Source organism: Pedobacter rhizosphaerae (assembly GCF_900111155.1).
Taxonomy (GTDB): domain Bacteria; phylum Bacteroidota; class Bacteroidia; order Sphingobacteriales; family Sphingobacteriaceae; genus Pedobacter; species Pedobacter rhizosphaerae.
The window spans coordinates 1-23,985 of the sequence record NZ_FOGG01000046.1 but is presented as its reverse complement, the minus strand read 5'-3'; the positions used below and the strand labels follow the sequence as shown (position 1 = coordinate 23,985).

The 23,985-nt window shown below is 43.9% G+C and carries 21 protein-coding genes and 1 pseudogene; 14 read left to right on the top strand and 8 right to left on the bottom strand.

Annotated elements, in window-relative coordinates:
- The first annotated feature begins 1 nt into the window (after position 1).
- The 5 genes from BMX11_RS22130 (at position 2) to BMX11_RS22110 (ending at position 4,224) form a co-directional block, all read left to right on the top strand.
- Positions 2 to 1,312 (top strand): hypothetical protein, encoded by a 1,311-nt coding sequence (locus BMX11_RS22130; protein ID WP_090889044.1) that lies wholly within the window; start codon positions 2 to 4, stop codon positions 1,310 to 1,312.
- Positions 1,313 to 1,398: 86 nt separating this feature from the next.
- Positions 1,399 to 1,761, top strand: coding sequence for a CBM20 domain-containing protein (locus tag BMX11_RS22125; RefSeq protein WP_090889041.1), 363 nt, complete (start codon positions 1,399 to 1,401; stop codon positions 1,759 to 1,761).
- An 816-nt stretch (positions 1,762 to 2,577) separates the two neighbouring features.
- Positions 2,578 to 2,703: a hypothetical protein gene (locus tag BMX11_RS24750; RefSeq protein WP_262502427.1), complete on the top strand. Its 126-nt coding sequence runs from the start codon at positions 2,578 to 2,580 to the stop codon at positions 2,701 to 2,703.
- 30 nt (positions 2,704 to 2,733) lie between these two features.
- Positions 2,734 to 3,036, top strand: coding sequence for a hypothetical protein (locus BMX11_RS22115; RefSeq protein WP_090889036.1), 303 nt, complete (start codon positions 2,734 to 2,736; stop codon positions 3,034 to 3,036).
- Positions 3,037 to 3,171: 135 nt separating this feature from the next.
- The gene (locus tag BMX11_RS22110) at positions 3,172 to 4,224 is read left to right on the top strand and encodes an AAA family ATPase (protein WP_217643902.1); all 1,053 of its coding nucleotides are present in this window, start codon (positions 3,172 to 3,174) and stop codon (positions 4,222 to 4,224) included.
- Here BMX11_RS22110 and BMX11_RS22105 read toward each other — a convergent pair.
- Both BMX11_RS22105 and BMX11_RS24460 read right to left on the bottom strand, forming a co-directional pair.
- Positions 4,221 to 6,680, bottom strand: coding sequence for a S8 family peptidase (locus tag BMX11_RS22105; RefSeq protein WP_090889033.1), 2,460 nt, complete (start codon positions 6,678 to 6,680; stop codon positions 4,221 to 4,223). The two genes, BMX11_RS22110 and BMX11_RS22105, sit on opposite strands and share 4 nt — an antisense overlap.
- A gap of 187 nt (positions 6,681 to 6,867) precedes the next feature.
- The gene (locus tag BMX11_RS24460; RefSeq protein WP_175474645.1) at positions 6,868 to 7,035 is read right to left on the bottom strand and encodes a hypothetical protein; all 168 of its coding nucleotides are present in this window, start codon (positions 7,033 to 7,035) and stop codon (positions 6,868 to 6,870) included.
- Between the two features lie 382 nt (positions 7,036 to 7,417).
- Between BMX11_RS24460 and BMX11_RS22100 the strand changes: the two genes are divergently transcribed.
- The gene (locus BMX11_RS22100; protein WP_090889030.1) at positions 7,418 to 8,017 is read left to right on the top strand and encodes a DUF6088 family protein; all 600 of its coding nucleotides are present in this window, start codon (positions 7,418 to 7,420) and stop codon (positions 8,015 to 8,017) included.
- Positions 8,018 to 8,051: 34 nt separating this feature from the next.
- On the opposite strand, the gene BMX11_RS22095 is transcribed toward BMX11_RS22100, so the two are convergent.
- The 5 genes from BMX11_RS22095 to BMX11_RS22075 all read right to left on the bottom strand — a co-directional run bounded on the left by BMX11_RS22095 (position 8,052) and on the right by BMX11_RS22075 (position 14,652).
- A complete protein-coding gene (locus BMX11_RS22095) occupies positions 8,052 to 11,288 on the bottom strand; it encodes an error-prone DNA polymerase (RefSeq protein ID WP_090889027.1) in 3,237 nt (1,078 codons plus the stop codon).
- An 11-nt stretch (positions 11,289 to 11,299) separates the two neighbouring features.
- Positions 11,300 to 12,808, bottom strand: a complete 1,509-nt coding sequence (locus tag BMX11_RS22090) for a Y-family DNA polymerase (protein ID WP_090889024.1) — start codon at positions 12,806 to 12,808, stop codon at positions 11,300 to 11,302.
- 5 nt (positions 12,809 to 12,813) lie between these two features.
- Positions 12,814 to 13,551, bottom strand: coding sequence for an ImuA family protein (locus BMX11_RS22085; RefSeq protein WP_090889022.1), 738 nt, complete (start codon positions 13,549 to 13,551; stop codon positions 12,814 to 12,816).
- 163 nt (positions 13,552 to 13,714) lie between these two features.
- On the bottom strand, positions 13,715 to 14,056 hold the full coding sequence (locus BMX11_RS22080) for a helix-turn-helix domain-containing protein (protein ID WP_090889019.1): 342 nt from the start codon (positions 14,054 to 14,056) through the stop codon (positions 13,715 to 13,717).
- Between the two features lie 107 nt (positions 14,057 to 14,163).
- Positions 14,164 to 14,652: a hypothetical protein gene (locus BMX11_RS22075; protein ID WP_090889017.1), complete on the bottom strand. Its 489-nt coding sequence runs from the start codon at positions 14,650 to 14,652 to the stop codon at positions 14,164 to 14,166.
- A 1,352-nt stretch (positions 14,653 to 16,004) separates the two neighbouring features.
- On the opposite strand from BMX11_RS22075, the gene BMX11_RS22070 reads away from it, so the two are divergent.
- The 8 genes and pseudogenes from BMX11_RS22070 (at position 16,005) to BMX11_RS22035 (ending at position 23,373) form a co-directional block, all read left to right on the top strand.
- Positions 16,005 to 16,295 carry a hypothetical protein gene (locus BMX11_RS22070; protein ID WP_090889014.1) on the top strand — a complete coding sequence of 97 codons (291 nt, stop codon included), beginning with the start codon at positions 16,005 to 16,007 and terminating at the stop codon, positions 16,293 to 16,295.
- Positions 16,277 to 16,621 (top strand): hypothetical protein, encoded by a 345-nt coding sequence (locus tag BMX11_RS22065; protein ID WP_090889011.1) that lies wholly within the window; start codon positions 16,277 to 16,279, stop codon positions 16,619 to 16,621. The genes BMX11_RS22070 and BMX11_RS22065 overlap by 19 nt, the downstream gene beginning before the upstream one ends.
- Before the next feature lie 240 nt (positions 16,622 to 16,861).
- Positions 16,862 to 17,404: a BfmA/BtgA family mobilization protein gene (locus BMX11_RS22060; protein WP_090889008.1), complete on the top strand. Its 543-nt coding sequence runs from the start codon at positions 16,862 to 16,864 to the stop codon at positions 17,402 to 17,404.
- Positions 17,405 to 17,406: 2 nt separating this feature from the next.
- The gene (locus tag BMX11_RS22055; protein ID WP_090889005.1) at positions 17,407 to 18,336 is read left to right on the top strand and encodes a DUF5712 family protein; all 930 of its coding nucleotides are present in this window, start codon (positions 17,407 to 17,409) and stop codon (positions 18,334 to 18,336) included.
- Between the two features lie 10 nt (positions 18,337 to 18,346).
- A pseudogene (gene mobC, locus BMX11_RS22050) lies at positions 18,347 to 20,382 on the top strand (conjugal transfer protein MobC).
- 258 nt (positions 20,383 to 20,640) lie between these two features.
- Positions 20,641 to 20,847: a hypothetical protein gene (locus BMX11_RS22045; protein WP_090889002.1), complete on the top strand. Its 207-nt coding sequence runs from the start codon at positions 20,641 to 20,643 to the stop codon at positions 20,845 to 20,847.
- Between the two features lie 466 nt (positions 20,848 to 21,313).
- Positions 21,314 to 22,873: a hypothetical protein gene (locus BMX11_RS22040; RefSeq protein WP_090888999.1), complete on the top strand. Its 1,560-nt coding sequence runs from the start codon at positions 21,314 to 21,316 to the stop codon at positions 22,871 to 22,873.
- Positions 22,874 to 22,878: 5 nt separating this feature from the next.
- Positions 22,879 to 23,373 (top strand): hypothetical protein, encoded by a 495-nt coding sequence (locus BMX11_RS22035; RefSeq protein ID WP_090888997.1) that lies wholly within the window; start codon positions 22,879 to 22,881, stop codon positions 23,371 to 23,373.
- Between the two features lie 316 nt (positions 23,374 to 23,689).
- Here BMX11_RS22035 and BMX11_RS22030 read toward each other — a convergent pair.
- The coding region (locus BMX11_RS22030) for an integrase core domain-containing protein (protein WP_139180252.1) at positions 23,690 to 23,985 on the bottom strand (296 nt) is incomplete at its 5' end.

Sequence of the window (23,985 nt, the reverse complement as noted above, 5' to 3'; positions counted from 1 at the left end):
TATGAGAAATTTAGGTTTTTTGCTGGCGGCGGTACTGTTGCCGGGCATGGGTTTGGCGCAGGGGCTCACTGCAAGTGCGGACGGGGAGAGTTCGGTGCTTTTTAAGGGATCGAGCATCGGGGTAAACCTGGGCAAGACGGAGTTTACCTTTGGGATGAACAATCTGCAAAACAGTATAGGTGAAAACCGCAAGTGGGTTTATGGAGCAAGTCTGAAGGGGGAGAACAAGGAGGGGCTGTCCACGCTGTTCTCGGGCGGGGATGCGGTGCCGGCTGCTTCGTTGCGCGGGTTTGTGGGGTATTCGTTTTCGAATGCGGTGCTGCCTGATCTTGAAGCGAGCAGAAGAGCGGTGGATCTGAGAGAGGAAAAATACAATGTGCGTTTTCAGCGGAGATTTCTCTCAGAGATGCGGGCTGCTGCTGTGTCCGCCTGCAGAACGCAGGAAACCTTTCAGCTGAAGCAGGATATCATTTCAGCTTTGTCGAAGCTGGTCTTTATTGAGGAAATGGAGGCTGTGCTGGCGGTGAAGGCAGAGGATAAACAGGAGGTCAAAGATGCCAAGGATGCGGTTCGGAAGGAGTATGATGAATTGAACAAGGAGTTTAAAGCGGCCATTGCGGGCTATGAGCAGGAGCGGACGAAACTGACGGCTGATCGGGGAGCGAAGTCTTACTGGCAGATCATTCCGTTTGCGCTGGCGGATTATGGTTCATCGAAATTTAAGAAGATGAACAGACTGGATTCGGTGAATTACAACAACAGTTTTGAGGATATCAATGTCAGGACGGACCGGATCGGTTTTGGGGTGAATGCGCAGTACCGCAATTTTACGCTGGGTTTTACTTATGCGCATATCAGGGGCAACAACTTTGATCTGCTGACCAAAAAGGAGTATACCTATAAAAAGGTACTGAACTCTGGAAATCAGTCTCTGACGGAGGAAAAGAAGATTTCGGCCTATACCGGGACTTATGGGGTGTTTGATGTGAATGAATATGCTGTGGATCTGGTGATGAATTTCAGGTTGGACAAGGAGGCAAAGAACCATATCCTGGTGAATCCCTATATGCGCTCGCAGCTTTCGACCAACCGGGAGCTGATGCCGAATAAGTTGAACCTGGGCACGGGCTTTTATTTCTTCCAGCAGACGGGGAAGTTTCTGGGCGGGTTTTATGTGGAGCTGCCGGATGTGAACAATAATTTTGAGCGGATGAAGCCGGAAGCAGACCAGTATCTGCGTCCGCCGTTGCAGCGCTTAAGCCTGGGGATCGTGGCAAAGCTATCGATATCGTCGGTGCTGGGGGCGTTTTGATAGGTTGGGATAATGATCCCAGAGTGTAAGTGTTATTACAGGTCAGAAATGAAAAGCCGTGCAAACAAGGCAAAAAATAAAAATCAATGGAACAGGAAAAGATAGATAAACTGATAAAACTTAAAGTTTCACTGGAAGCCATCCTCGGGGATATCGATAAGCTGGGAGGATGGGATGCTGCAAATGCTTATAAATTATCCCGTTTAAATGATCAAAGGCATTCCTTGGAAGGTGAAATAGTGGGGCTAGGATTGATTACCCCTCTAGGCTATACCTATGGCAGTGATGAAACTGATCGGGATATTAGTATTGCGCAGAGCAGCACTAAAAAGAAATCGGACATTGCGATCAATACTAGAAAATACAATTCTGGTTACAGAAACCTGAAGTATGAAATCGGGACCTATATAGATTCGATAAATGCAGCGCTGCCGAAGGATGAAGCTTAGAGCCCTCCGCATTCGGGAAGACATTCTGTGCAAAGAATTGTGGTTTGTAAAAACATACTGCTAATGCTCTTTAAAGCGGTATATTTTTACATGTCTTAGGGTGGTCTTACTGCTGTTAAACTGTGGTGTTTTTGAATTGAAGGGATTCTCCCGGACTTGCTCAAAACAAAAGTTATTGTCTATCCAGAATTGAGATTCAGAGCGACTATGAATAAGATGTCGGGAAATCTACAAGGGCGAAATTGTATAATATGGCATAGCTGATTCAGGATGTTGCAATCTACTAAAACTGTTGGAATAGATGGAAACTAGTGCAGACATATTGTCACTGTGGGATTGGTGGATATATTGTAAGGAATATTCATCCTGTATAAACATGTAGGTAGGATCACGGCGAGTTGATTGAGGTGTTTTTTTGCTCCTGCCTGTAATGATCAATGGAGGATATAATTGACTGACAAGAGGGATAGTAGACGGATCAATAAGTGGAGTATTGTGAAGAGCAGGGTTTAGATGATGGTATTTCTGGGTTAATGAAAGTTTTGATTTTGGCCGGCGCGCTGTTACGGCCTGCCGGCTTCGCCCGGCTTTTTGCTTCTACGGGATTGGGCCCCAGAGTTTGCCGGGTTGGTTCGGAGCGTTTCAAAAAATGCTGTGCTTTAAATTTTTATGGTTTTTGGATGTTTTGCTGTGCTTGCTTCTGGAAGATCGGGCTGTTGGTGCATCTTTTTTTTTATTGCTGTCTTCTGGAAACTGTTGGGATCTAACCGGCAATAACGGGATGTATCTGTTATCTTTATTCTTAAAAAAGGTAACATGTCAAGTGTACATTTGGAAGTAGAACGGAGCATTAAACGCAGGAAACCGGGCAGGTTTATTTTTCCTGCAGATTTAACGGGGTTGGAAGCGGGGCGGCTGTTAAAGTGGCGCTGGGCAGGCTGAGTAGGGACGGGCAGATCATGCGGATCGGTCATGGCATCTATTGTTCCTCGAAAGGATCCGGTTTTTGGTGTGCTGATGCCGGCTATGGAAGATATTGCGCGCGATTGCCAAAGAGGACAAAGTGAGGATCAGACCCGCCGGGGGCGTATGCGCTACACCGGCTTGGGCTTTCTTCGCATTTGTCAACCAAACTGGTGTATCTTACCGATGGTCCCCGCGGCAGATCAAAGTGGAAAAAATGGATGGGATGAAACTGAGGTGTATGGCTTGAGGAAAGGAATTTTTATCCTGCATGGAAATGGGGATAAGATCAGTGCAGGCTCATGTTTTTGATATAGATTAAACCTAATTGATCATATGCTTGTTCTTGATATAACCAATTAAATTACTTGGTTATATCAATATTTGTTGATATATTGATATAATGTTACTTTGGTATAGCTTGAATTTGTTTTTAAATGTCTAGAATTGCAAAAAATTAAAGCCGTGAGTCAGTCAGATTATATAAAGGACATTGCCAGATTTGGTCTTGAGAACGACCAGGAGAAGCTGCTTATGGCTTTGAATGAGCTGATTGCACATTCAAAAACAACAAAAAAAACAAATTTAGCTTTACAGCTTCAGTCTATCTTAAAGGATTCGATCCGTCAGCAACAAAGTAAAACTTTGATGAAAGTCGGCTCACCCGTGCATTTTCAAAGGATTGAAGATAAGGAAACTGATGATCTGATCCTTGAAAAAATTACCTCTGAATATTCTTTCGAGAATATCATTGGGGAGGACGGGATCAAATCTGAACTGGAGTACCTGGTTAAGGAACATGCCTCCACAGATTTGCTTCATTATTACAATTTACCGGTTGCAAATAAGATTTTACTGCATGGACCTTCAGGTTGCGGCAAAACCTTAGCGTCGTATGTGGTAGCCGGTGAACTTCAAAAAATGATGATCGTTGTCAATCTGGGCGCGATCGTTTCTTCTAAACTAGGGGAAACGAGCAAAAACCTGGCTAAGTTATTTCGGAGAGCGGCTGCAGAAGATTGCATCATATTTATCGATGAATTTGACTCGCTGGGAAAAGTGCGCGACTATGGTCAGGATCATGGCGAAATGAAGCGGGTTGTGAATACGATTCTTCAACTTTTTGACTACCTGCCTCAAACCTCGATGCTGATAGCTGCAACCAATCAGATCGACATGCTTGATCCTGCACTATTGAGACGTTTCGATCTTAATCTAAAATTTGAACTTCCTAACGAAACACAGATTAATGATCTGATCAAACTCACGCTTAAAAATGGCAAATACAAGTTTGATGAGCCTAAGCAAGTGGATGAAATTATAGCCGCCTGTAAAGGGCTTTCCTATTATAGCATTCAAAAAACTATCGTATCGGCAATAAAACGAAGTTTATTTGACAAAAAGCCGGGAAAAATGAGGTCTTTAACATTGACCATCAAAACCGCAATCTGGTCTGAGCTCATCAGTGCCGAAAAAAAATCTTTGCAGATTACCAGCTAAGCTTCCAGGTCTCCTTCAAGATTCTCGATATCTGAAATAATTTCCATCGTATTTTCAGCCAGTATGTGGTTATATAAATTTCCGGTATTTTTTCCCTTTACAGGCGATTCAGCTATGGTAATGACCAAAGAAAAGGAATGCTCTATATTATTGGCCGCTGCATCGACAGCACTGAGCAGCTTATGCAGTTTGGAATTGACTGCAATTTTAAAAGTACAGTTTTCCTCTTCTAAAACAGCCTTTGATATTGAAAAGCCTATCTTTTGAGTGTTACTGAGCATTTTGGATTTATAATAATAGTCCTGTGACCATGAATGATTGAATGTGAATTGATTTGAGGTATTATCATTTATACCAACTGATCTTGGTGGGCCATCAGCAACAAGCTGGTACTCTTGCAAGGGAAGGTTTCTAAACATGCCGAAAGCGATGTGAACAGGGCAATAGGCAACCTGGTTGTTTTTGGTAGGATTGAATTTAAAACACAGGGTAGCCTCTATCCTTAACAAAGCGGATTTCCTGTCCAGATCAAGCAGATAGCCGGGCAGTTTAATTGGATAGGATTTTATATCACCGGGCTTGATCGAATCTTCCAGTATCAGTGTAATTCGGTCTTTGGATGAATACTGGCAGATTTCTGCATCTGGGATACCGTTTCCAAGTATGTGTGTGCGTTTGGTGATCGGGAGATTAAACAGACCGGTTGCTATTTCGAACTGTGCCGAATTGATGATCATTGCCTTTACTGTCTGCATGTTTGCAGCTAGCGAAGGATATAGCTTTATCAATCTGGCAGCAAGGTTTGCAGTAAGCGGGGCAGCATAACTGGAGCCTGCTTCCCGTTCAAAGAATCTTCCGGGGATTGCTGAAAGCACTTTAAGTCCTGTTGCCGATGGGTCGAGCATTGGACTGAAATCGCCACCGTAATTACATACATCTGGCTTAAATAACATTTTGTTTATTTTTCTTCTGGTGATTGAATGGTGTCCCCAATCGATGTGGAAAGTTCTGCTGTATAAGGCAGGAACGGTACCTCCGGGAGATACACGCTGGAGCGTGTTATTTTCCAGGTTGTCAGCCGCTGCACCGATAGTGATATTATTCATGCTCTCAGCAGGTGCGCAGAGATTGGATATTTCACTTTCAAAGTGCTGTGGATATCCTACGATCTGTCCTGTAGCTAAATCCGCAAGATCATCGGTGTGCGTATTTGCAATTGAAATAAATATGAGAATATTGAGCTCCTGACTTAGTTTATCCAATGCGAAAGCATATTCCGAGGCAGCATCGTTGTATCTTTTATGCTCGGTGTAACATATTGTCAGTGTAAAAATCTGAACATTGTAGATTTCATGGGCATTGCGGATTAACCTGATAATTTCCAATGCTGGAATGTGGCTTGCTGCCTGGTCAAGAACTTTGATCGGCAACAATCTGGCGTCTGCCCGGAAATTTCCTATGTGATTTGGGATCAGCTGGGCTCCCAATGCGGCAAAACCTGCAACTGAAGTTCCGTGATTAACACTGTCTAAAACCACAGATGTTCCCGTCAGATCAAAATTATTGTCATTTACAATTATTTCCGACAAGGGATTCTGATTGCTGATACCGGTGTCAATTACACCGATAATTGGCAGGTCTTCATCAGCATTCACAATAGTAAAACCAAAGCTGATTTCCGGCATATTGAACCTGTTTGGCCTGACAATACCTGCTGAAACAGAGTTAATGGACTGTATGATATCAAAGTTATCGGCAATTTCCTTCACAATCTCTACCGGAGCATTGAGTAGCTCAATTTTTCCCAGTGACAAATCAGCATAGAACTCAACCTGATTTTGGTTCAGGTATTCGATTAGCCTGTTTTCAACAGGGAGAATGAGTTGCTGAAAAAGGGCTGGATCATCTATTAGGTTAATGACCAGATGTGGTTTGTCCTGAGTGAAATGCAGTATCCGTTCGCGGGAGAAAAAATGGTAATCGACAATAAACTTAATGTCTGTATTGTAATTTACATTTTCTGCAGGGTTGTCATTATTTATGAAAAGTTGTATCTGCCTGTCAAAATCCCTAAATTTTTCCAGATCCGTTATGGCGAAAACTACTACCGTATTGAGATGGTTAAAACTGACGGGTGATAGGCCAAAGTTCCGAAAATAGCGTGCGCTGAAGAAAGAGGAGTCAAAAGTACTGTGAAAAGTGATCTCAATATACTCTTGATGAACGGGTACATTTAGAGCAGGGTTTCGGTTTTGAATGCGTCTTTGCCTTTGAGCGCGGAAATTAATCCTCGAATCTGCAAATGATTCCTGTTTTAGGGTATAATCGATTTCGTCAGTTTCTTCCTCGTCTTGTTCTTCGTCTTCATTCTTTTTGCCGTACCTGGTGCGCTGCTTAAAAGCGACAGTTCCTTCAAGTTCATTCCTGAAAAATACATGACTTAATTTTTCTGACATATTTTGGTTAGATATTCGGCGCTAATTTACATGAATTAAATCATTTGCGGATAAACACAAGTTTGATAATCAACACTGAACAAAAAAAATGAGGTATATAAATCAATTTCCAGAGTTTTTTACAAAAGTCTTGATCCAATCCATGAAAGACTAAAATGTTACCGAAACCTCGGTTATATATTCAGGGTTATTTCTTTTGAAATGTTGCCAGGGTAGGATAGTGCTTGGTATAATGGCCTTTCTTATTTAGAATACCGGCATTAACCAGCCTATCAAGCGCTTGCGTTTTGGTAGAAGTTACCTTGCGTATTGCATCTGCAAGATCGATCAGTTTTTGTCTGTCCTTGTTGCTCATGTTCTTGGTATACGAAGTTAACAAAATTTTTCAACCCCAATTTTCAAGCCCCATAGTAGCTAGAGACTAATTTTTTATCTGCGTTAACTCGTGACTTGCGTCCAATCGGTATTTTGATTTTGGCCGGCGCTCGATTGCGGCCTGCCGGCTTCGCCCGGCTTTTTGCTTATACGGGATGGGACCCTGCGTTTGCCGGGAGGCTGGGAACATTTCGAAAAATGTTGTGCTTTATGTCCTGATGATTTTAGAATGTTTTGCCGTGGTTGCTCCTGGAAGATCGGCTATCGTATATCTTTAGTTTATTGCCGCATTTATAAGAACTGTAGGGTTTTAACGGTAATAACGGGAATTATCTGTTATCTTTATTTTAAAAAAAGGTAACATGTCAAGTATACATTTGGATATAGTGCGGAGCATCAAACGCAGGAAACCGGGTACGTTTATTTTTCCTGCGGATTTTAGAGGGGTTGGAAGCGGGGCTGCGGTTAAAATGGCGCTGGGAAGGCTGAGTAGGAATGGGCAGATCATGCGGATTGCTCATGGGATCTATATTGTTCCTAAAAAAGATCCGGTTTTTGGTGTGCTGATGCCGGCGATGGAAGATATCGCGCAGGCGATTGCCAAAAAGGACAAAGTGAGGATCAAGCCTGCCGGGGTATATGCGCTACACCGGCTTGGGCTTTCTACGCAGGTACCTACTAAGCTGGTGTATATCACTGATGGTCCACCGCGGCAGATCAAAGTGGGAAAATCGGTGATTAAGTTTAAGACGACTACGCCCAAAAAGCTTTCGATGAAAGGAGTGTACAGCAGTTTGATTATCCAGGCGCTGGAGGAAATCGGTGTAGACAATACCGGTCCAGTTACCCGGCAGAAGTTTAAGGAACTGCTTGCACGGGAAAATGGGAAAGCTTTGATGGAGGACCTTAAAATTTGCCCGGTTAAAATCAGTGATTATCTGCTAAAACTGATCAGGTCTTAACCGGGCTAGGTAGGCTAGATCATTTTCAATAGCTTTATTTGAAGTTTCTTCCGCTGTGGAAGGCTTCTTTGGCTTCCCGGGCATCTTCGCGGAGTTGCGACCGTTTGTTTTGCGCAGGATAAGGAGCGGTCTTTTCATCTGCCCTGGATAAGGTCAATACCGGAAGCGCGTCCGCTTCGCGGTGTAATAGTTTGCCGAGCATTTTGGTGAAATCAAAACACTTGCTGACGATTACATGTACGACCTGTCCTTCGCGTTGCAGGCGGCCTTCTACCATCAGTAGCCTGGAATGCAGGATCTCTTTTCTATAGGTTTCAAAAAGCTTTTCGAATACCACCAGATTGGAATAACCTGTTTCATCTTCAATGGTGATAAAGCACACGCCGCCGGCGGTTCCTGGCCGCTGTCGCACAAGGACCAGTCCGGCTACTTTGACCAGTTGCCCATCGGTTGCCTCATGGTTGATCTGATGGCAGGACCGGATATGCAGCATATCGAGCTGGTCCCGGACGAAGCTCACCGGGTGTGCCTTTAACGATAGGCCTACTGTGGCATAATCCTGTACGACATGTTCTCCTTTGCCCATTAACGGCAGTTCTACCTGGGTTTCCAGCTTATTTTCTGAAGGCTGGCCTTTAAATAGCTCGACGGGTATATCTTTTAAGGCTGAGACTTCCCAGAGTGCTTTTCTGCGGTCGAGTCCCATGGAACGGAAGGCATCGGCATCGGCCAGGCGTTCTAAGCTGGCGAGTGATACTCCTGCATCACGCAGTTCGGTGATGTTCTGATAGCCATGACTCCGGGCATTAATGAGGACCGACATTTCTTCTTCGGCTATGCCTTTGATCTGCCTGAAGCCTAAACGGATGGCAAAGTATTTTCCTGACTTTTCTTCTAACAGGTTATCCCACAAGGAATAATTCACGTCCACCTCGCGCACCTGCACAGCATGTTTCTGGGCATCGATGACAATCTGTGCGGGCTGGTAAAAGCCCATCGGCATGCTGTTAAGCAGCGCGGTAGCGAAAGCGTCCGGGTAGTAGTGTTTTAACCAGCAGGATACATAAACCAGCAGTGCAAAGCTGGCGGCGTGGCTTTCGGGGAAACCATAGCTTCCAAAGCCTTCGAGTTGTTTGAAGATCCGGCGGGCGAATTCTTCCGAGTATCCCTTAGCCAGCATGCCGCTCATGAGTTTCTGTTCATACTGGTTGACCAGACCTTTGAACTTAAAGGTGGCCATGCTGCGGCGCAGTCCGTCCGCCTCGGCAGGGGTGAAGCCTGCGGCAACAATGGCAATTTTCATAGCCTGTTCCTGAAAGAGGGGTACGCCGAGGGTTCTGCCCAATATTTCTTCAAGTTCCGCTGAGGGATAGGAAATAGGTTCTTCGCCGTTCCTTCTGCGCAGGTAAGGGTGCACCATATCGCCCTGGATGGGCCCGGGACGGACAATGGCGACTTCGATCACCAGGTCATAAAAACATTTTGGTCTTAGCCGCGGTAGCATGGACATCTGCGCCCGGCTTTCGATCTGGAATACGCCCAGGGTATCAGCTGCAGAGATCATACCGTATACATCGGGATCATCCTGGGGGATATTGGCCAGGGTGAGCTCGCGGCCATAATGGGTTTTGACCTCATCAAAGGCTTTTCTGATGCAGGTCAGCATGCCAAGGGCGAGTACATCGACCTTTAAAAAGCCCAGTGCATCGATATCGTCTTTGTTCCATTCGATATTGGTCCGGTCCTGCATCCGGGCGTTCAGGATCGGGCAGAGGTCGGTAAGTTTGCCCTGCGTGACCACAAATCCACCGGTATGCTGACCTAATTGCCGCGGAAAGCCCATCATCTGTGAGGTAAGTTCGAGTGTTTTTTTTAAATGCGGGTCTTCAGGGTTCAGGCCCTGTTCAGCTACCCTTTTGCCCTCAAACCATTCATCTGTAAATTCCCAGATGGAGCTGGAGAGCCGGTTAATGGTATCTACTGACAGGCCCATGGCTTTACCCACGTCCCTGATAGCGCCTTTCTGGTGCTGCTGGGTAACGGTGGCTACGATTGCTGCCCGGTCGCGGCCATATTTATCATAGATATACTGGATGATTTCTTCCCTGCGTTCATGTTCAAAGTCTACGTCGATATCTGGCGGTTCGTTTCTCGCGGGAGAAATAAAGCGCTCAAATAACAGATCAAATTTCATGGGATTGACCGAGGTTATCCCTAAACAGAAACAGATGGCGGAATTGGCTGCAGAGCCGCGTCCCTGGCATAGGATTCCCCGGCTGCGGGCTTCGCGGACAATATCTTCCACAAAAAGAAAATAGTTGGCATAATCCATCTTTTTGACAAACTCCATCTCGTGGTTGACCATATTTACCACTTTTTCAGGGATCACCTCGCCATAAAAGGAATGTGCGCCTTTCCAGGTCAGATGCTCCAGTTCTTCCAGTGGCGGACGGCCGCTTTTATTGATCTCTTCGGGATAGACATATTTGAGCTCATCCAATGAAAAACTGCAAGCCTGGGATATCTCGAGCGTATTGGCAATAGCCGAGGGGTATCGCCTGAAGAGCCGCTTCATCTCTTCTACCGGTTTCATGTACCGCTCGGCGTTTTGGTGAAGTCTAAACCCGGCTTCATGGATCGTGCACTTTTCGCGTACGCAGGTGAGCACATCCTGCAGTTCCCTTCGGGATGGTTCATGGTAATGTACATCGCCGGTAGCGACCACCGGAACATTAAAACGCTCCGAAAGCTGCGCGATCCTAAAGATCAGTTTATCATCATTGCCGAGGTAACTGCGGGTAGCAGACAGGTAAAGCTGCCTTCCAAACGCTTCCCGGTATTCTGATAGCGCGGAGATAAAACCGGGTTCAAATTCAAAACGCCTGTTGAGCACGCTGGGCATGACCAGGGTAAAGATGATACCTTTTGCATGCGCGTAGACATCTGAGCGGGAGAGATGGCAGGATCCTTTTTCCGCGCGCATATTGCCCAGGGTAAGCAGCGCTGACAGCCTGCCGTAAGCTGCTTTATCGGTCGGGTAGGCGAGCAGGCTGGGCCCGTCGAGCAGATCCAGTCTGCAGGCGGGAATAATGGAAATATCTTTTTCTCTGGCAGCGGCATGTGCGCGGACGATACCGGCCAGGGTATTGCGGTCAGTAATGGCAATTTTGCTGTAGCCAAAGGCAGCTGCCTGATCGATAAGTTCATGCGGGTGCGAAGCCCCTCTTAAGAAGCTAAAATTAGAAGTTACCTGTAATTCACTATATCCCATATCTCCTTATTTTAAGCAAAAAATCCATGTATGAACCATTTGAAAGGCTGATCCGAGCCGTAATGTCCGGAGCGGAAGAGCCAGTACCGGCGCCCCCTGTCATCCTCTACCTGATAGTAATCGCGGTGTTCACCTTCATCTAACCACCATTCCCGTTCAATTCGTTCCGGACCGTCGGCTTTGACCACCTGGTGCTGGGTGTTTTTGTAAATAAAAAAACAGGGCGGATGATCGGGAATGAGTGCCATCACTTCAATCGGTGCAGGTGCAGCAAGCATTTCAGTAGGCCTTGGCAGGTCTGTTCTCCAATCGCAAATGCGTTTTTCGCTAACTGAAAAAGTATTCTTAATCGATCGTTCTGGCCAGTACTGCGTAGCGGGCAGATAACGGTGAATGGACTGCGGGCCCATTTTCCCCGCAACCCGGTCAAGCAGACGGATTACGCTCCCGTCATCCAGGCCGGGCTTTGCGCTCCATATCGCTTCCTGGGCTGGCTGCAGATCATCTACCCTGGGCACATCCAGGATAAAAAGTTCAATACCAAGTCCTGGGCGGATTTGATCGATCTTGAGCTGGAAAAGTTTTAATAGATGCGCTGCATTATCACTGGGCGCGCTGGTGCCGATGGTAACCTGGATAAGTTGCCCATCAAGCCTGTAGCCGGTTAAAATTCCTTTGCGGAGTCCTTTGCCTTCAGCCCGGAGTTTATCACAAATGACTTTTAAGAGCCTGGTGATCGCAGTTTCAATAGCGGCTGCGGTCCTGATAGGCTCTAGTAGGGGCAGCCGTTCCTGAAAAGCTGTAGGGATTACTACAGGCATGAGCGTTTCAGGTTCTGTTCCAAGGGCCTGGGCTAGGCGCAATAAAAATGCTTCCCCGAAACGCCTGCGGAGTACAGACCTGGGCATATGGATAAAGCTTTTGATCTGGTAAAAGCCCAGTTTGCGAAGCCGGGCCAATATAACTTCGTCCAGACGTAAGGCCTCCGGGGGCAATGCTAGCAGGGCCTGGGGGTGTTCGCCGCCTGGGATAAGCGGCGTAACTTTTCCGAACCTTGAAACGGCCCAGGCTGCGCCCGGAGTATCGGCGATCGCTAGGCGAACCGTGTAGCCTTTACTTTTTAACCGGGAAACAATATCTTTTAAATAGGACTTTTCTCCACCCCAGAGATGCGGGCAGCCGCTTACTTCCAGCAGCAGCCCATCTTTGCTGAATTCATCGGTAGCTACAATGGGTGCATATCTGATGCACCATTCCGCCAGTCCCCGAAGCAATTTCTCCGCGCGTCCCGGCTTATCATCGAGTACTTCAAGACCCATGCAGATCGCTTTGGCATCTGCTGCTTTCATGCCCAGGGTAATTCCGGCATCGGCTGCCAAGGGACTTACCGCGGTAATCAGCAGCCGCCCGTGATCAGGGGCGGCAAAGACAAAAGGGATCTCAGAGAGCTCCGGACGGCGGATGAGCTGCCAGTCCGAGAGTAACTGTCGGAACCATATCGATACATAACGTCTTTGCATAGTATTTACCCAATCTGTCGCTGTTCATCGTTTTGCCAGCCAGTTTGCACTTGTGGCTGAGTAACCGCTAAAAAGCCCTGATCGGACCATTCTAAAACCCAACTGCCTGGAACCCCGTTTCTGACCTTGAGCAGGTTCACCTGCCACCTGGGAAAGCCTAGGCCCGGCATCCCGTCTGCTAAAACGCTGGGCAGGGGACTGATCTGCCATCTGGCGGTGGCAATGGTACTGGCCGTACGGTTCGCATTTTTTCGCAGGATAAACCCGGTAACCCCGCTTTCTTCGACCGCAAGCTGTAGTCTCCTGGATTCTACCAGGCTTAGCGCATCGACTTCCGCGACCACTGCGGCCAGGCCCTCACACCGTAGAGCTTCTTCCATGGTCCAAAGTACGTCCTTCTGGGTAGCTAAATCCATAAAAATAATTCGCTCAGGTTCTACATTGAAAGAACTGAGGGATCCGGGGAACAATCTTCTGGAGGTGCTGATCCAGGCGCAGGCTGCACCATCCTTCATTAATGAGGAAAGCAGCCCAGCAATAAAACCATCGCTGGCAGCGGCGTCCTCTGGAAAAAGAGTGATAAATTCATGGATGGCCCGTTTGGGAAATACGCCGCCGGGAAAGGCATCTTCGATCGCACCCAGGCCAATCCGCTCTGCACTTGCCGCAGAAGCAGGTTTAAAGCCCTGCCAGAGCAGGATGTCCTGCTGCAGTTTGGCTACCAGTTCGCTTTTGTTTCCCATCACAGTGCTTAAAATGATCAGCCGGCATGGCTGGCTTTTCTAAATTAATGAGCAAATATAATGCTAAAAATTTTAGCAAAAACAAATTGTTGAAAAGAAATAATTTTTGGGGGCGTGTCCTGTTGCTTTCGGGATACCATGGGCTCAAAGAACACTTATAATTCTAGTATAATTTCGGATGATGATTTACAGTGGGACCTTTTAGTTCACTGATCAGTTCACCGGCGGTTTTACGCCTGGAATGATCCACCCAGCTGCGGAGTTCAGCTTTACTAAAGTACAGTCGTTTGCCAGGTTTTCGTACCGGTATTTCAAGGCGGCTGACTTTGGCATAGATCGATTGAACCGATACTTTCAGGTAATCCGCTGCCTGCTGGATGTTGAAGAGTTCATCTTTATCTTCTTCGCTGGGATGAAGCTTTTCAAGCATGGATTCGATCCGTTCTACTTTTTCAAACAGCTGACGCACGACTTCGGGAAGTTTTTCAAAACCAAAGGTTTCCATAGTTAATTCATTTTGATACAATGTTGGGCAAAGATTTTTACAGGCTGTCCAATATTGGATGGCCTCCTGCTGAAGTTGACTGTTTTAGGATATGGGTTGAAGGCTGCTTAATGTTTTCTGCACCTTTTCTTTTTCGCAGTATTAGATTTTGACAACCTGTGCTTTTTGACTCCTGGCTTTTTTATCTGCGTGGCTAAGTGAGATTGGGACGGAGGCTGCAGATTGGGAAAGCAGTGTTTTAATTTGGCCATTGCAAGCTGGAACAGGCCTTGGATAATTGTAGGGATGAGGCATTTGAGGATAATTTCGATGATGTCCATGATGGTGTTTAAATTATATTTATTCTTATGTTCACAAATCTCATCAGGTTTTCCTGGCCCTGAAAGGACAGGGAAAACGCCTTTTGGATTGCTTGAAACAAATGTCGGTAGGAGTATTTTACCGGTAAACGACAGGTCATTTTGGAACGGGGTATTCCTTGTTTTAATTGTAATTGTTTGTTTATGAGGGTGTTGATTTTCTATGGCTAGTGTTAACTGAGCAAAATTGGAAGAAATCTGATAATGCCTAATGGAGGACAAAAATGTAAAAATCATTGTAACTATTTGATAATCAGTGTTGTTTTTATGCTGAGCTTCTTTTTCGATAACCGACAGTTTTGTGAATCAAAAATATTGCTGGTGGAAGGATCGGTGCTTGGGATGGAACTTTTAGTCCCGAGAGCGATTTTTTATAGGATAGTTGCTTTTAAAGCGCTAGTACTTTTTGCGAAGGTTAATTTATTTTCTTAGAATATATCTTAGCAATATTAATGGCGATCAATCATTGCATATCAGGAAGGGCGAATCAAAAATTTTGCTTGCTTAATATGTTTTAACGAATTGGGTAAAATACAGGTAAGGCCAGCCAAATGTTATTGGATTCTGCTCTAAATCCCTTAAAAGTGAAAAGAAAGTCATCTAAGACAAAATAGCTAAAGGTACTGAAGGTTTTTAAAGGTAGGGGCTGTTGTCTTTCGCCGATCAGTGGCTTTTATTGTTCCCCGCGCGCGTTTGCGGCCTGCCGGCTTCGCCCGTCTTTTTGCTTCTACGGCATTGGTGGTTGGGGCTGGGGTATTGCGGTAACACTTGGTTCTTTCGGTTTTGGACGTTTGTAGATGTTGATTAATGGATTACTTTGTCGTCAAGTTGTTTTGGTGGTGGAGTGTTTTCTGGTGGGGCTGATGTGTAGAATTTTTTTTTGGATCACGGGGCCTGAATAAAATAGTATTTCTGGAGTGCCCTGAGATTTTGGATTCATTTTAGAATGGCTGGGGTTTGTATTTGAAATAAATGCGGTTCGCAGTCCAGATACCGAAGTACGCTATTTGTATTTGTTGTAAGCTAGAGGTAAAAAGTGATTAGCGAAAATTTTAAACGATATTTTTTAAGGTTTTAGTTAGCTGCAGCTAAGTTGTATTGTCATAGTTTTGTTAGGTTTGGAGTTTAAGTTTAAAAAAAATCCGTACCGGTCTCGATTTTTTTAACTTCTAGTTTATCTTTATTAAAAGCCGTTGAGGTTTAGTAGATTACTTTCCGGATTTCGTACTGGAAAGGATAAGGGCTATCGGCATGATAGTTCATTTGGGTTAAACGGTTGAAAATGGAAATCATTTCAATTGCATTTATTCTGTATAGGCTTAAACGCATCAGAATAAAAATCAAGGCCAGTAAAAAAGGCTTTGAACTCAGGGTTCGCTTTAAAAGTAAATAAAACCCGAGATCAGGTGATACTGGTCAGAAAAAAGATTGCCCGCAAGGGAATAAGATAAAGGCGGACTTATAGGTCCGCTTTTTTATACAACTAATCCTTTGCAACAGTTTAAAACTTGTCAAAAATCGTCAGAATTGATTAATGATGGGTTTATTTTGATAACTTGGGGTAAAATTATCGAATATTCTTTTCGCTCATGAAAAACCTTTTCAAGTTGCACCAGGCAATTGCGCTGGCATTATTGGACCAGGAAAACAGAACGCTTTCTTTCTCAGAGATAGCTGCATATATTGAGAAAAAAAATCTTTTTCCAGAACGGGAAGGAAATATTACGCTGGAGAAACAGGTCATGCTGATTAAGCAGCACCGATTGTGGTGGATTATTTCAATTTACGATTGCCAATCTATCCAACATTGGATATTGATCCTTCTTTTGTTTTCACTTTTGGATGATCAATTTAGAAAAACATGGAAACAACGGTTATGAATTTTTTTCCTGCCCTCGATGCAGGCTATGAACCCAAAGATTACGCCTACGCCAAAGCAGATATTCCTATTGGCACTTTCGTAGCTACTTTAGATTTTATGCTGTGGTCAAAAAGTGGCCTGACGGTCAATTGTTTTTTTACGCTCACGGACTCCGGTAAAAAGGTTACGCTTTCGGTTTACCGCAAAGCAGCCAATCAGGATCGCTATATGGCAGGGGGGACAGAGGTACGTTACCTGCCTTTTGGAACATCAGTAGAATTGACCATCGAAGCAAATGAGCTGGGTAAACCGTTATTGGTGGATATGGTCATTAGAAAGAACTAACCTAAAAACCAGTATTATTTCGGGCTTATTTGCACGGCTCGCAAGGTCTCGCCGTTTGTCCTTTTCCCCTCAAAAGGAAAAGGAGCAAGCGGAAGTAAGGCAAGGCCTAACTTGTGCCCTTACACTAGCGCTAGAGGGGTATAGCCAATCCTCCGGGGATTCTGAAAGGTACGTAGGGGCTGGAAAGAACAAAAAAGGAACCTTACAAGAAATTCGCCTAAATGGATAAACACCTTAAAAATGGAGAAGCTAAGAACGATAAAGTTTACTACAGCTACCGATCAGAAACTGGAGAAGATCGCTTTGGCCCTGGGCCGCTCTAAACGGCTGGTTTTCGTGCAGATGGTGGATTATTTCCACCGCAATAAAAAAGACCCCACCGACCTGAACGATGATTTGCTGAAAAATTCGCTATCTAAGAGCCATAAAACCTATATGGGTTTCATTAAATCCCAGGAAGATCTATTGCTCATTCCCATCAAACAGGGCGTGGACAAGATGATCGGCAACCAGCGGGATATTGTGAAATTTTTCAATGAACAGGTGCTGGGTGCCAATAAAACCTTGCTGAAAAACCAGCATCAGATGTTGGAAAGAACAGCAGAGAGCGATAAAGTGATCAAAGCGGTTCTTCAGCGAATGGATGGGGCGGATCAGTTAAAAGCGAAATTCCTGCAGATTCTGAACAGCTACATTAAATCCAGGGAAGAACTGGGCAGTTTTAAGGGCAGGGAAAAGGAAGAACTCGCGGAACTCACGCGCAAACAGGTAGAAAATTTATAGGCATGTACATCAATATTACCGATAGCGAAACAGGAAACAATAAAGGGAGTAGCGGGGCTTTGGTGCATTATTTGGATAAAGAAAACCGGCTGTTTAAGGATTTTGAACCTGAACTGTGGTTTAATGGCAGCGGGGAGGAAATTGAATCTTTCCAGGTCAGGAACCTGCTGGATAAAAATATTGCCAAGTTATGCCATGATGATGCTAAGTTTTTCCTGATCAACATCAGTCCCAGTCAAAAAGAGATTGCCCACCTGAAAAGTTTATATAATGATGGTGCCAAAGCTGAATTTAAGGCTTTCGCGGTCAAGATTATGGATGAATATGCCCGGAACTTTAAACGCGCTGGAGTGCAGGGCAATGGGGACCTGCTTTGGTTTGGAAAACTGGAGAACCACCGTTATTATTCTTTTAAGGACAAAGAAGTGAAAAATGGAACGATAAAGCGCGGGGATCCGAAACCCGGGGAACAGATGCATATCCAGGTGATCGTGAGCCGTAAGGACATTACCAATAAAATCAAGCTCAGTCCGATGAACAATTCCAAGGGGCGAAATGTGGAGCATTCCAAAAAGGTCGGGCAGTTTGACCGGACGGCATTTAAGGAATCAGGAGAGCGGGTATTTGATGAGACATTTGATTTCAAGCGGCCGCTGACGGATACTTTTCGTTATGCCAATACCCAGGCGAACGGTTCACTGGCTGAGCGGATCGCACTGGCCTGCGGAAACGATAAAAACGGGAAGGCCGGGCATGGCGCAGAAAAGAACGCGGAAAGGGAACGGACTGAAATGAAAGACTTTTTTAAGAGAGAAGATGTTGGGATACTGGATTTGCTGTTGGAGAAAGCGGATTTTGATCCTTTAAATCCAGCGCTGAAGAAGAAAAAACGCCGGAAGGGAAAAACGCAATCACAGGAGTTAAGCATTTAAATCATCGCATATGAACACAGGGGAAGATATTGGCGGGCTCAGGAAGATCGCCGATTTTACCAGGCTGATCAGCCTGGTTATTTTAAGCATCCATTTTTATATGAGCTGTTATCTGGCTTTTAGGTTATGGGGATTTGCAGCGGGTATCACCGATAGGCTAATCGGTAATGTCGCTAAAACAGGGCTTTTTGATGGGTATCTTTTGCCAAAGGCTGCGGCACTGTTATGTTTAGTTGTTTCACTGCTGGCGGTAAAAGGAAGAAAGGATGAAAAGATTAGAAAACGCGATATCGGCATTTATTTAACCCTCGGGATAATCATTTATTTTGCATCGGCGATTGTTTTTGTCGGAGGTTTTGGTCCTCAGCTGACGGCGGGGCTTTATATTGGGATGACTACTATCGGCTATTTACTGATGCTTACCGGAGGAGGAATGTTGTCCAGGTTAATTAAATCTTCGATCAATACCGATGTGTTCAATAGTGAGAATGAGACCTTTCCGCAGGAGGAGCGTTTGATCGAGAACGAATATTCGGTGAATCTACCGGCGAAATACAATTTAAAAGGAAAAATAAGGGACTCTTACATCAATATTATTAATCCGTTCCGGGGGCTGCTGGTGACAGGCACCCCCGGATCTGGGAAAGGCCGGGCAAAAGTTATTTTGTGATCCGGCATGTGATCACCCAGCATATCCGCAAGGGTTTTAGCCTATTTTTGTATGATTTCAAGTTCAACGATTTATCGATCATTGCCTATAATGAATTGCTGAAATTTCAGGGCAATTATCAGGTTAAACCTACTTTCTGGGTCATCGATTTTGACCGGATTTACCACCGCTGTAACCCACTGGATCCCCAGAGCATGGAAGATATCACCGATGCCACAGAGGCCAGCCGCACGATTATGCTGGGACTGAACCGGGACTGGATCAAAAAGCAGGGTGATTTTTTTGTGGAAAGCGCCATCAATTTTGTCACGGCGGTAATCTGGTTTTTGAGGAAATATCAGGATGGCCGTTATTGTACGTTGCCGCATGCGATTGAGCTGATCCAGGCGGAATATGACCGGTTATTTGCGGTATTACAGGAAGAGCCCGAGATCAGGGTATTGATCAATCCTTTTATTTCGGCACTGCAAAGGAAAGCCATGCCGCAACTGGAAGGCCAGATCGCTTCAGCCAAGATTGGTTTGGCCAGGCTTTCTTCACCGCAACTATATTATGTTTTGAGCGGCAATGATTTTACGCTGGATATCAACAACCCCAAGGAGCCGAAGATTGTTTGTATGGGCAACAATCCGCAGAAGGTGCAGACCTACGGCGCGGTGCTCTCGCTCTACGTGAACCGCATGCTGAAACTGGTGAATAAAAAAGGGATGCTGAAAAGCAGTATTGTTTTTGATGAGTACTCGTCGATTTTTGTTGGCGGGATGGATAGCCATATTGCGGTGGCCAGGGGCTATAAATGTGCGACTACGCTTGGTTTACAGGATTTTTCGCAGTTAAGGAAGGATTACGGGCAGGAGCAGGCGGATGTAATTACCAATATTGTGGGCAATATTATCAGTGGTCAGGTGAGTGGGGATACGGCGAAAAAACTATCGGAAAACTTTGGGAAAATTGTACAGGATAAGGAAAGTAAAAGTATAAACAGTTCTGATATTTCGATTTCACGCTCTACCCAGATTGATTATGCAGTGCCCGCATCTAAGATTGCTTCGCTTTCGTCGGGAGAATTTGTGGGCATAGTGGCAGATAACCCGGAGGAAAAGATCAAACTCAAAATGTTCCACTGCGAGATCCAGAATGACCATCGAGCGATTGCGCAGGAGGAGAAAGGGTATAAGCAGATCCCAAGGCCCAGGGAAGTGGGCCAGGAGGAGATTGCGGAGAATTATGTGATGATTAAGGCACAGGTGGAGGGGTTGATCAGAGATGAGTGCGAAAAGATATTGGCCAGGGCGAATAAAACGCCGGATGATCAAGTATTGAGTGGCCAGCTGTCCAGTGATAGTGATGATCAAGCGCAGTTGGTATCGTTGTAGTAGCCAAATTTTGTTTTCGTTTTTTTATAGTTTTTTTGCTTCGGGGCTGGGTTCTTGTTCTGAGCGAGAGAAGACGCTTAAACAAAGTTCTATGTTGGGGATCTATTGGTTTATTGACTCTTTCTCTGGAGTTTGATCATTAAATTAATAATGAATATCTTAATGCCGCGGAGTTATTGATATATAGAATAGCAGAAAAAAAGGACTAATTTACTTTTAGTATCAGTAATCTCTGTTGAATAAAAAATAAAATTAACAATGAATATTACCGTATCCCAGATTAAAGATTTGATCAATTTATTACCGGAGGGCAAAAACCTTCCGCACGGATCATCACATACTTTTAACGCTGTTGACCCCGAAGGACACATCCCAAAAGGTTTTTATAGCGGCAAATGCTACATCACATTTTTCTGGAGTGCTAGCCTTAACGATTGGTATTTAAATATACCGGCAAATGAATAACTAGTAAAGCTTCAATCTTGAATTATCAGGCTAGCATTTAAGAGTAACCTATTTTGTAAGTACTAATTTTAAGTATTTGACATTTTAATATCCCCACCTAGTTAAGTTTTCATATATTGTGCTCTAGAGAGCGTTAACTGCCGGGCTTTTCTTCGGGAAAGTTCCGGCTTTTTTATATGCAGTTAGGATTAGTTTTTTAGAATGCTTAGCAGTAGTGTGGATTTTATTACTAATTGGATAGTTTATTGAGATTTTGTTAGTCCAATACTTCTAACTTATAACATCGTACTATATGGCATCCATCTTCATGAAACTTATCTCCACCCCTTTGAGCAATATCCATCCAATTCCTAGTTTCTTGAACTCATTAACCGCACATTAAATTTAGCACTAGATTGTCAATCAGTTATTTGCAAATTATAAAAATATTGAATAATATTGAAATGGAAAACTTAAACATAAATTAATGTCTCTTAAATCTCTTTTTCGCTCCAGTTCGAAAACATGCCTTACCATATTTTTTACTTTGGTACTTCTTCTATTTATCCATTCCTGTAAAAAAGATGAGGTTGATAAAGAAAAAGTTGATCCCGTACAGAAAAATAAAATTTTTTCTTACCATCATAGCTCTATAACCGATATTATTTCTTTGGATGAGTTTAAGAGTAAAGTTAACATTAATACACTTGGTTCTTTAAAAGCTGCTTTTGCAAAACCACTAAGCCGGCAGGGTAAGCTAATGGCTATTAATACTGCTGACACATATGCTGGTTTTGAAGTGCAGACCGATAGCATAAAAGTAATTAAAGCTAATGAGCATACGAGTTATATTTTCCCTGTAAAATTATCGACACCTAGAGCCACCATCTTTCAGAACCTAACTGTTGATGTAAGTGAGGCCGGTACATTAATTTTTATCAATACCTACATTCCTACACAAAAATGGATATCGGAATGGAAGTCTGGCCATCCAGGTAAGTTTGATGGAACTATCGGTGTTACCTATTTAAATAGTGGAACTGGTAATTCAGTCAGTCAAGGAAAAACATTTGCGACCGGTGTTCGAGGAAAAATCGCTTCAGCGGCTTTTTCAGAAAGAGTATCCTTAGCTGATGGTAGCCAAGATTGCACTACGACAACTTATTATTATCAATCTGCCTATAACTGTGCCTCAGGTAGGCACGGTCCCAATGATTCGGGTTGCGCTTTGGTTGGGGATGAAAGAGCTGGTTATGTCAATATATCTTTTGAAATTACCAGTTGCACCGGTGGCGGTGGTGGCGGTGGTGGTACCAGTCCAACGCCGCCAAATGATTATGACCCTTGCAGTGGCGGTGGTACGCCACCTTCTGTTTCTTACAATGGTGCAAGGGGTGCTAAGCTAATGGTACACCAGAATCCTGATTGTAACCCTAAACCCCCGGTTACGCCGGAGCCTATAGATCCACAGCCTAGAGAAATTATCGACAAAGTGAAAAACCCATGTTTGAAGGCTCAAACAAGTGTTGCTTTAAATGCGAAGACCACGATTAGAGACATGTTGAATACTACCTTCGGAGGCAATCAATTTGACGATCTCGAACTGGAAATAAGAGATACAACAAACCTTAACAGTACTACTGATGCCGAAATGCAGCGATTAAGTGGTTTTGCCTTTGAAATAAGGCTCAATGAAAATAAACTACCAAATGCTTCAAAGGAGTATATTGTGGCAACAGTTTACCATGAAATCCTGCATGCATTTATGGAATCAAAATTAACAAAAGATAGTAATGGTAAATATATAATTACGGATCAGCATCAAGATATGGCTACCAAATATGTAACCCTGATGACAGGAGCTTTGAAAATTGCATTTCCTAATTTGAGCAGCGCAGAGGCCTGGGCTTTATCATGGGGAGGTTTGGAAAAAACTCCATTTTATACAACTAAGCTAACAGATGCACAAAGAAGCGCGATAACAAATCTGAACGATAAACATAAAAGTAAGTCTGCAGCTGATAAATTAGGAACATATTGTAATTAAGAAATATGAAAAAGATTATCACTTTATTATTACTGTCCATATCTTTTTTTTGTCATGCACAAGAAAAAAAAAAACAGAACGATATAAGGCTAGCAATTAACAAGGTTATTATAAAGCATTTGGACAACAAGCTTCTTTCAGCGACACCAACAGACTTTGTGCACTTATATTCAATTACAATAGCGTTTGACAAAGCTGGAAAAATTAAAGACGTGTATTTTCCGAAAGAGGTGAGTAATGAGACAATTAGAGCGATCAGACTAGATTCCGTATTAATTGAAAAAATAAAGTCACTAAATGTCACTTACCAACAATATGCCTCGAAGCTTGTTTTGATTCCTTTTTTTCATTATCGAACCACAGATAAGGGGATAAATTATAATAGCGGTTTTTTAAATGCTATAGAAAATCTACAGCCAAAAGTAGATAATAGCAAAGACCAAAGAGATTGGGTTGTTTTAAATGTGGTTATAAACCCATTTAATTTGATTATTAACTGAGAAGATGAAATCGATAATTGATTTCCATTATTATCGATCCTGGAGTCTGTTATAATTGTTAATTTGGACACTAAAATAAAATGAAGGAAAACATGTTGGTTATATCCCACTTGATTCCCCCTGTCTTTCCTCCTAAATTTTCGGCCTCGGAAATCATATCAATTAAGTCATATTGAGTATATTATGTATCATCCATTCAGCTTCATTTAAATCCTTGTTGTTCAGGATGCTTTAGATAGGATGCGCCCTGATGGTCGGCAAATTAAGATTGTAAGCTCCCCTGTTTTTCAGACCATTCAAAAGTATAATTTTGTCCTCAACTTTCCTGCAATAAATCGATGGGAGATTTGAAGTTCAATGCCTGGTGTGGTCGATGGTAATTATAGTCCATCATCCATTCCTCTACCTTTTCCCTCACATCATCCAACGAATGAAATATGTAGGCATTTAACAATTCTCTTCTGATGCTTCCATTGCATCTTTCTATATATGCGTTCTGTGTTGGTTCTCCAGGCTCGATAAAAAGCAGTTCTACATTGTTTTCCTTCGCCCATTCATCCAGCTTGTGTGAGATGAATTCTGGCCCATTATCCATTCTTATCATCTTTGGTA

Coding starts and splice junctions, on each gene's coding strand:
- BMX11_RS22105 (WP_090889033.1), bottom strand. CDS start 6,680: ATGTCAGAAAAATTAAGTCATGTATTTTTCAGGAATGAACTTGAAGGA.
- BMX11_RS22040 (WP_090888999.1), top strand. CDS start 21,314: ATGTCTCTTAAATCTCTTTTTCGCTCCAGTTCGAAAACATGCCTTACC.
- BMX11_RS22085 (WP_090889022.1), bottom strand. CDS start 13,551: ATGGGAAACAAAAGCGAACTGGTAGCCAAACTGCAGCAGGACATCCTG.
- BMX11_RS24750 (WP_262502427.1), top strand. CDS start 2,578: ATGTCAAGTGTACATTTGGAAGTAGAACGGAGCATTAAACGCAGGAAA.
- BMX11_RS22055 (WP_090889005.1), top strand. CDS start 17,407: ATGTACATCAATATTACCGATAGCGAAACAGGAAACAATAAAGGGAGT.
- BMX11_RS22070 (WP_090889014.1), top strand. CDS start 16,005: ATGAAAAACCTTTTCAAGTTGCACCAGGCAATTGCGCTGGCATTATTG.
- BMX11_RS22060 (WP_090889008.1), top strand. CDS start 16,862: ATGGAGAAGCTAAGAACGATAAAGTTTACTACAGCTACCGATCAGAAA.
- BMX11_RS22130 (WP_090889044.1), top strand. CDS start 2: ATGAGAAATTTAGGTTTTTTGCTGGCGGCGGTACTGTTGCCGGGCATG.
- BMX11_RS22075 (WP_090889017.1), bottom strand. CDS start 14,652: ATGATTTTTACATTTTTGTCCTCCATTAGGCATTATCAGATTTCTTCC.
- BMX11_RS22080 (WP_090889019.1), bottom strand. CDS start 14,056: ATGGAAACCTTTGGTTTTGAAAAACTTCCCGAAGTCGTGCGTCAGCTG.
- BMX11_RS22045 (WP_090889002.1), top strand. CDS start 20,641: ATGAATATTACCGTATCCCAGATTAAAGATTTGATCAATTTATTACCG.
- BMX11_RS22115 (WP_090889036.1), top strand. CDS start 2,734: ATGGCATCTATTGTTCCTCGAAAGGATCCGGTTTTTGGTGTGCTGATG.
- BMX11_RS22090 (WP_090889024.1), bottom strand. CDS start 12,808: ATGCAAAGACGTTATGTATCGATATGGTTCCGACAGTTACTCTCGGAC.
- BMX11_RS22125 (WP_090889041.1), top strand. CDS start 1,399: ATGGAACAGGAAAAGATAGATAAACTGATAAAACTTAAAGTTTCACTG.
- BMX11_RS24460 (WP_175474645.1), bottom strand. CDS start 7,035: ATGAGCAACAAGGACAGACAAAAACTGATCGATCTTGCAGATGCAATA.
- BMX11_RS22065 (WP_090889011.1), top strand. CDS start 16,277: ATGGAAACAACGGTTATGAATTTTTTTCCTGCCCTCGATGCAGGCTAT.
- BMX11_RS22100 (WP_090889030.1), top strand. CDS start 7,418: ATGTCAAGTATACATTTGGATATAGTGCGGAGCATCAAACGCAGGAAA.
- BMX11_RS22035 (WP_090888997.1), top strand. CDS start 22,879: ATGAAAAAGATTATCACTTTATTATTACTGTCCATATCTTTTTTTTGT.
- BMX11_RS22095 (WP_090889027.1), bottom strand. CDS start 11,288: ATGGGATATAGTGAATTACAGGTAACTTCTAATTTTAGCTTCTTAAGA.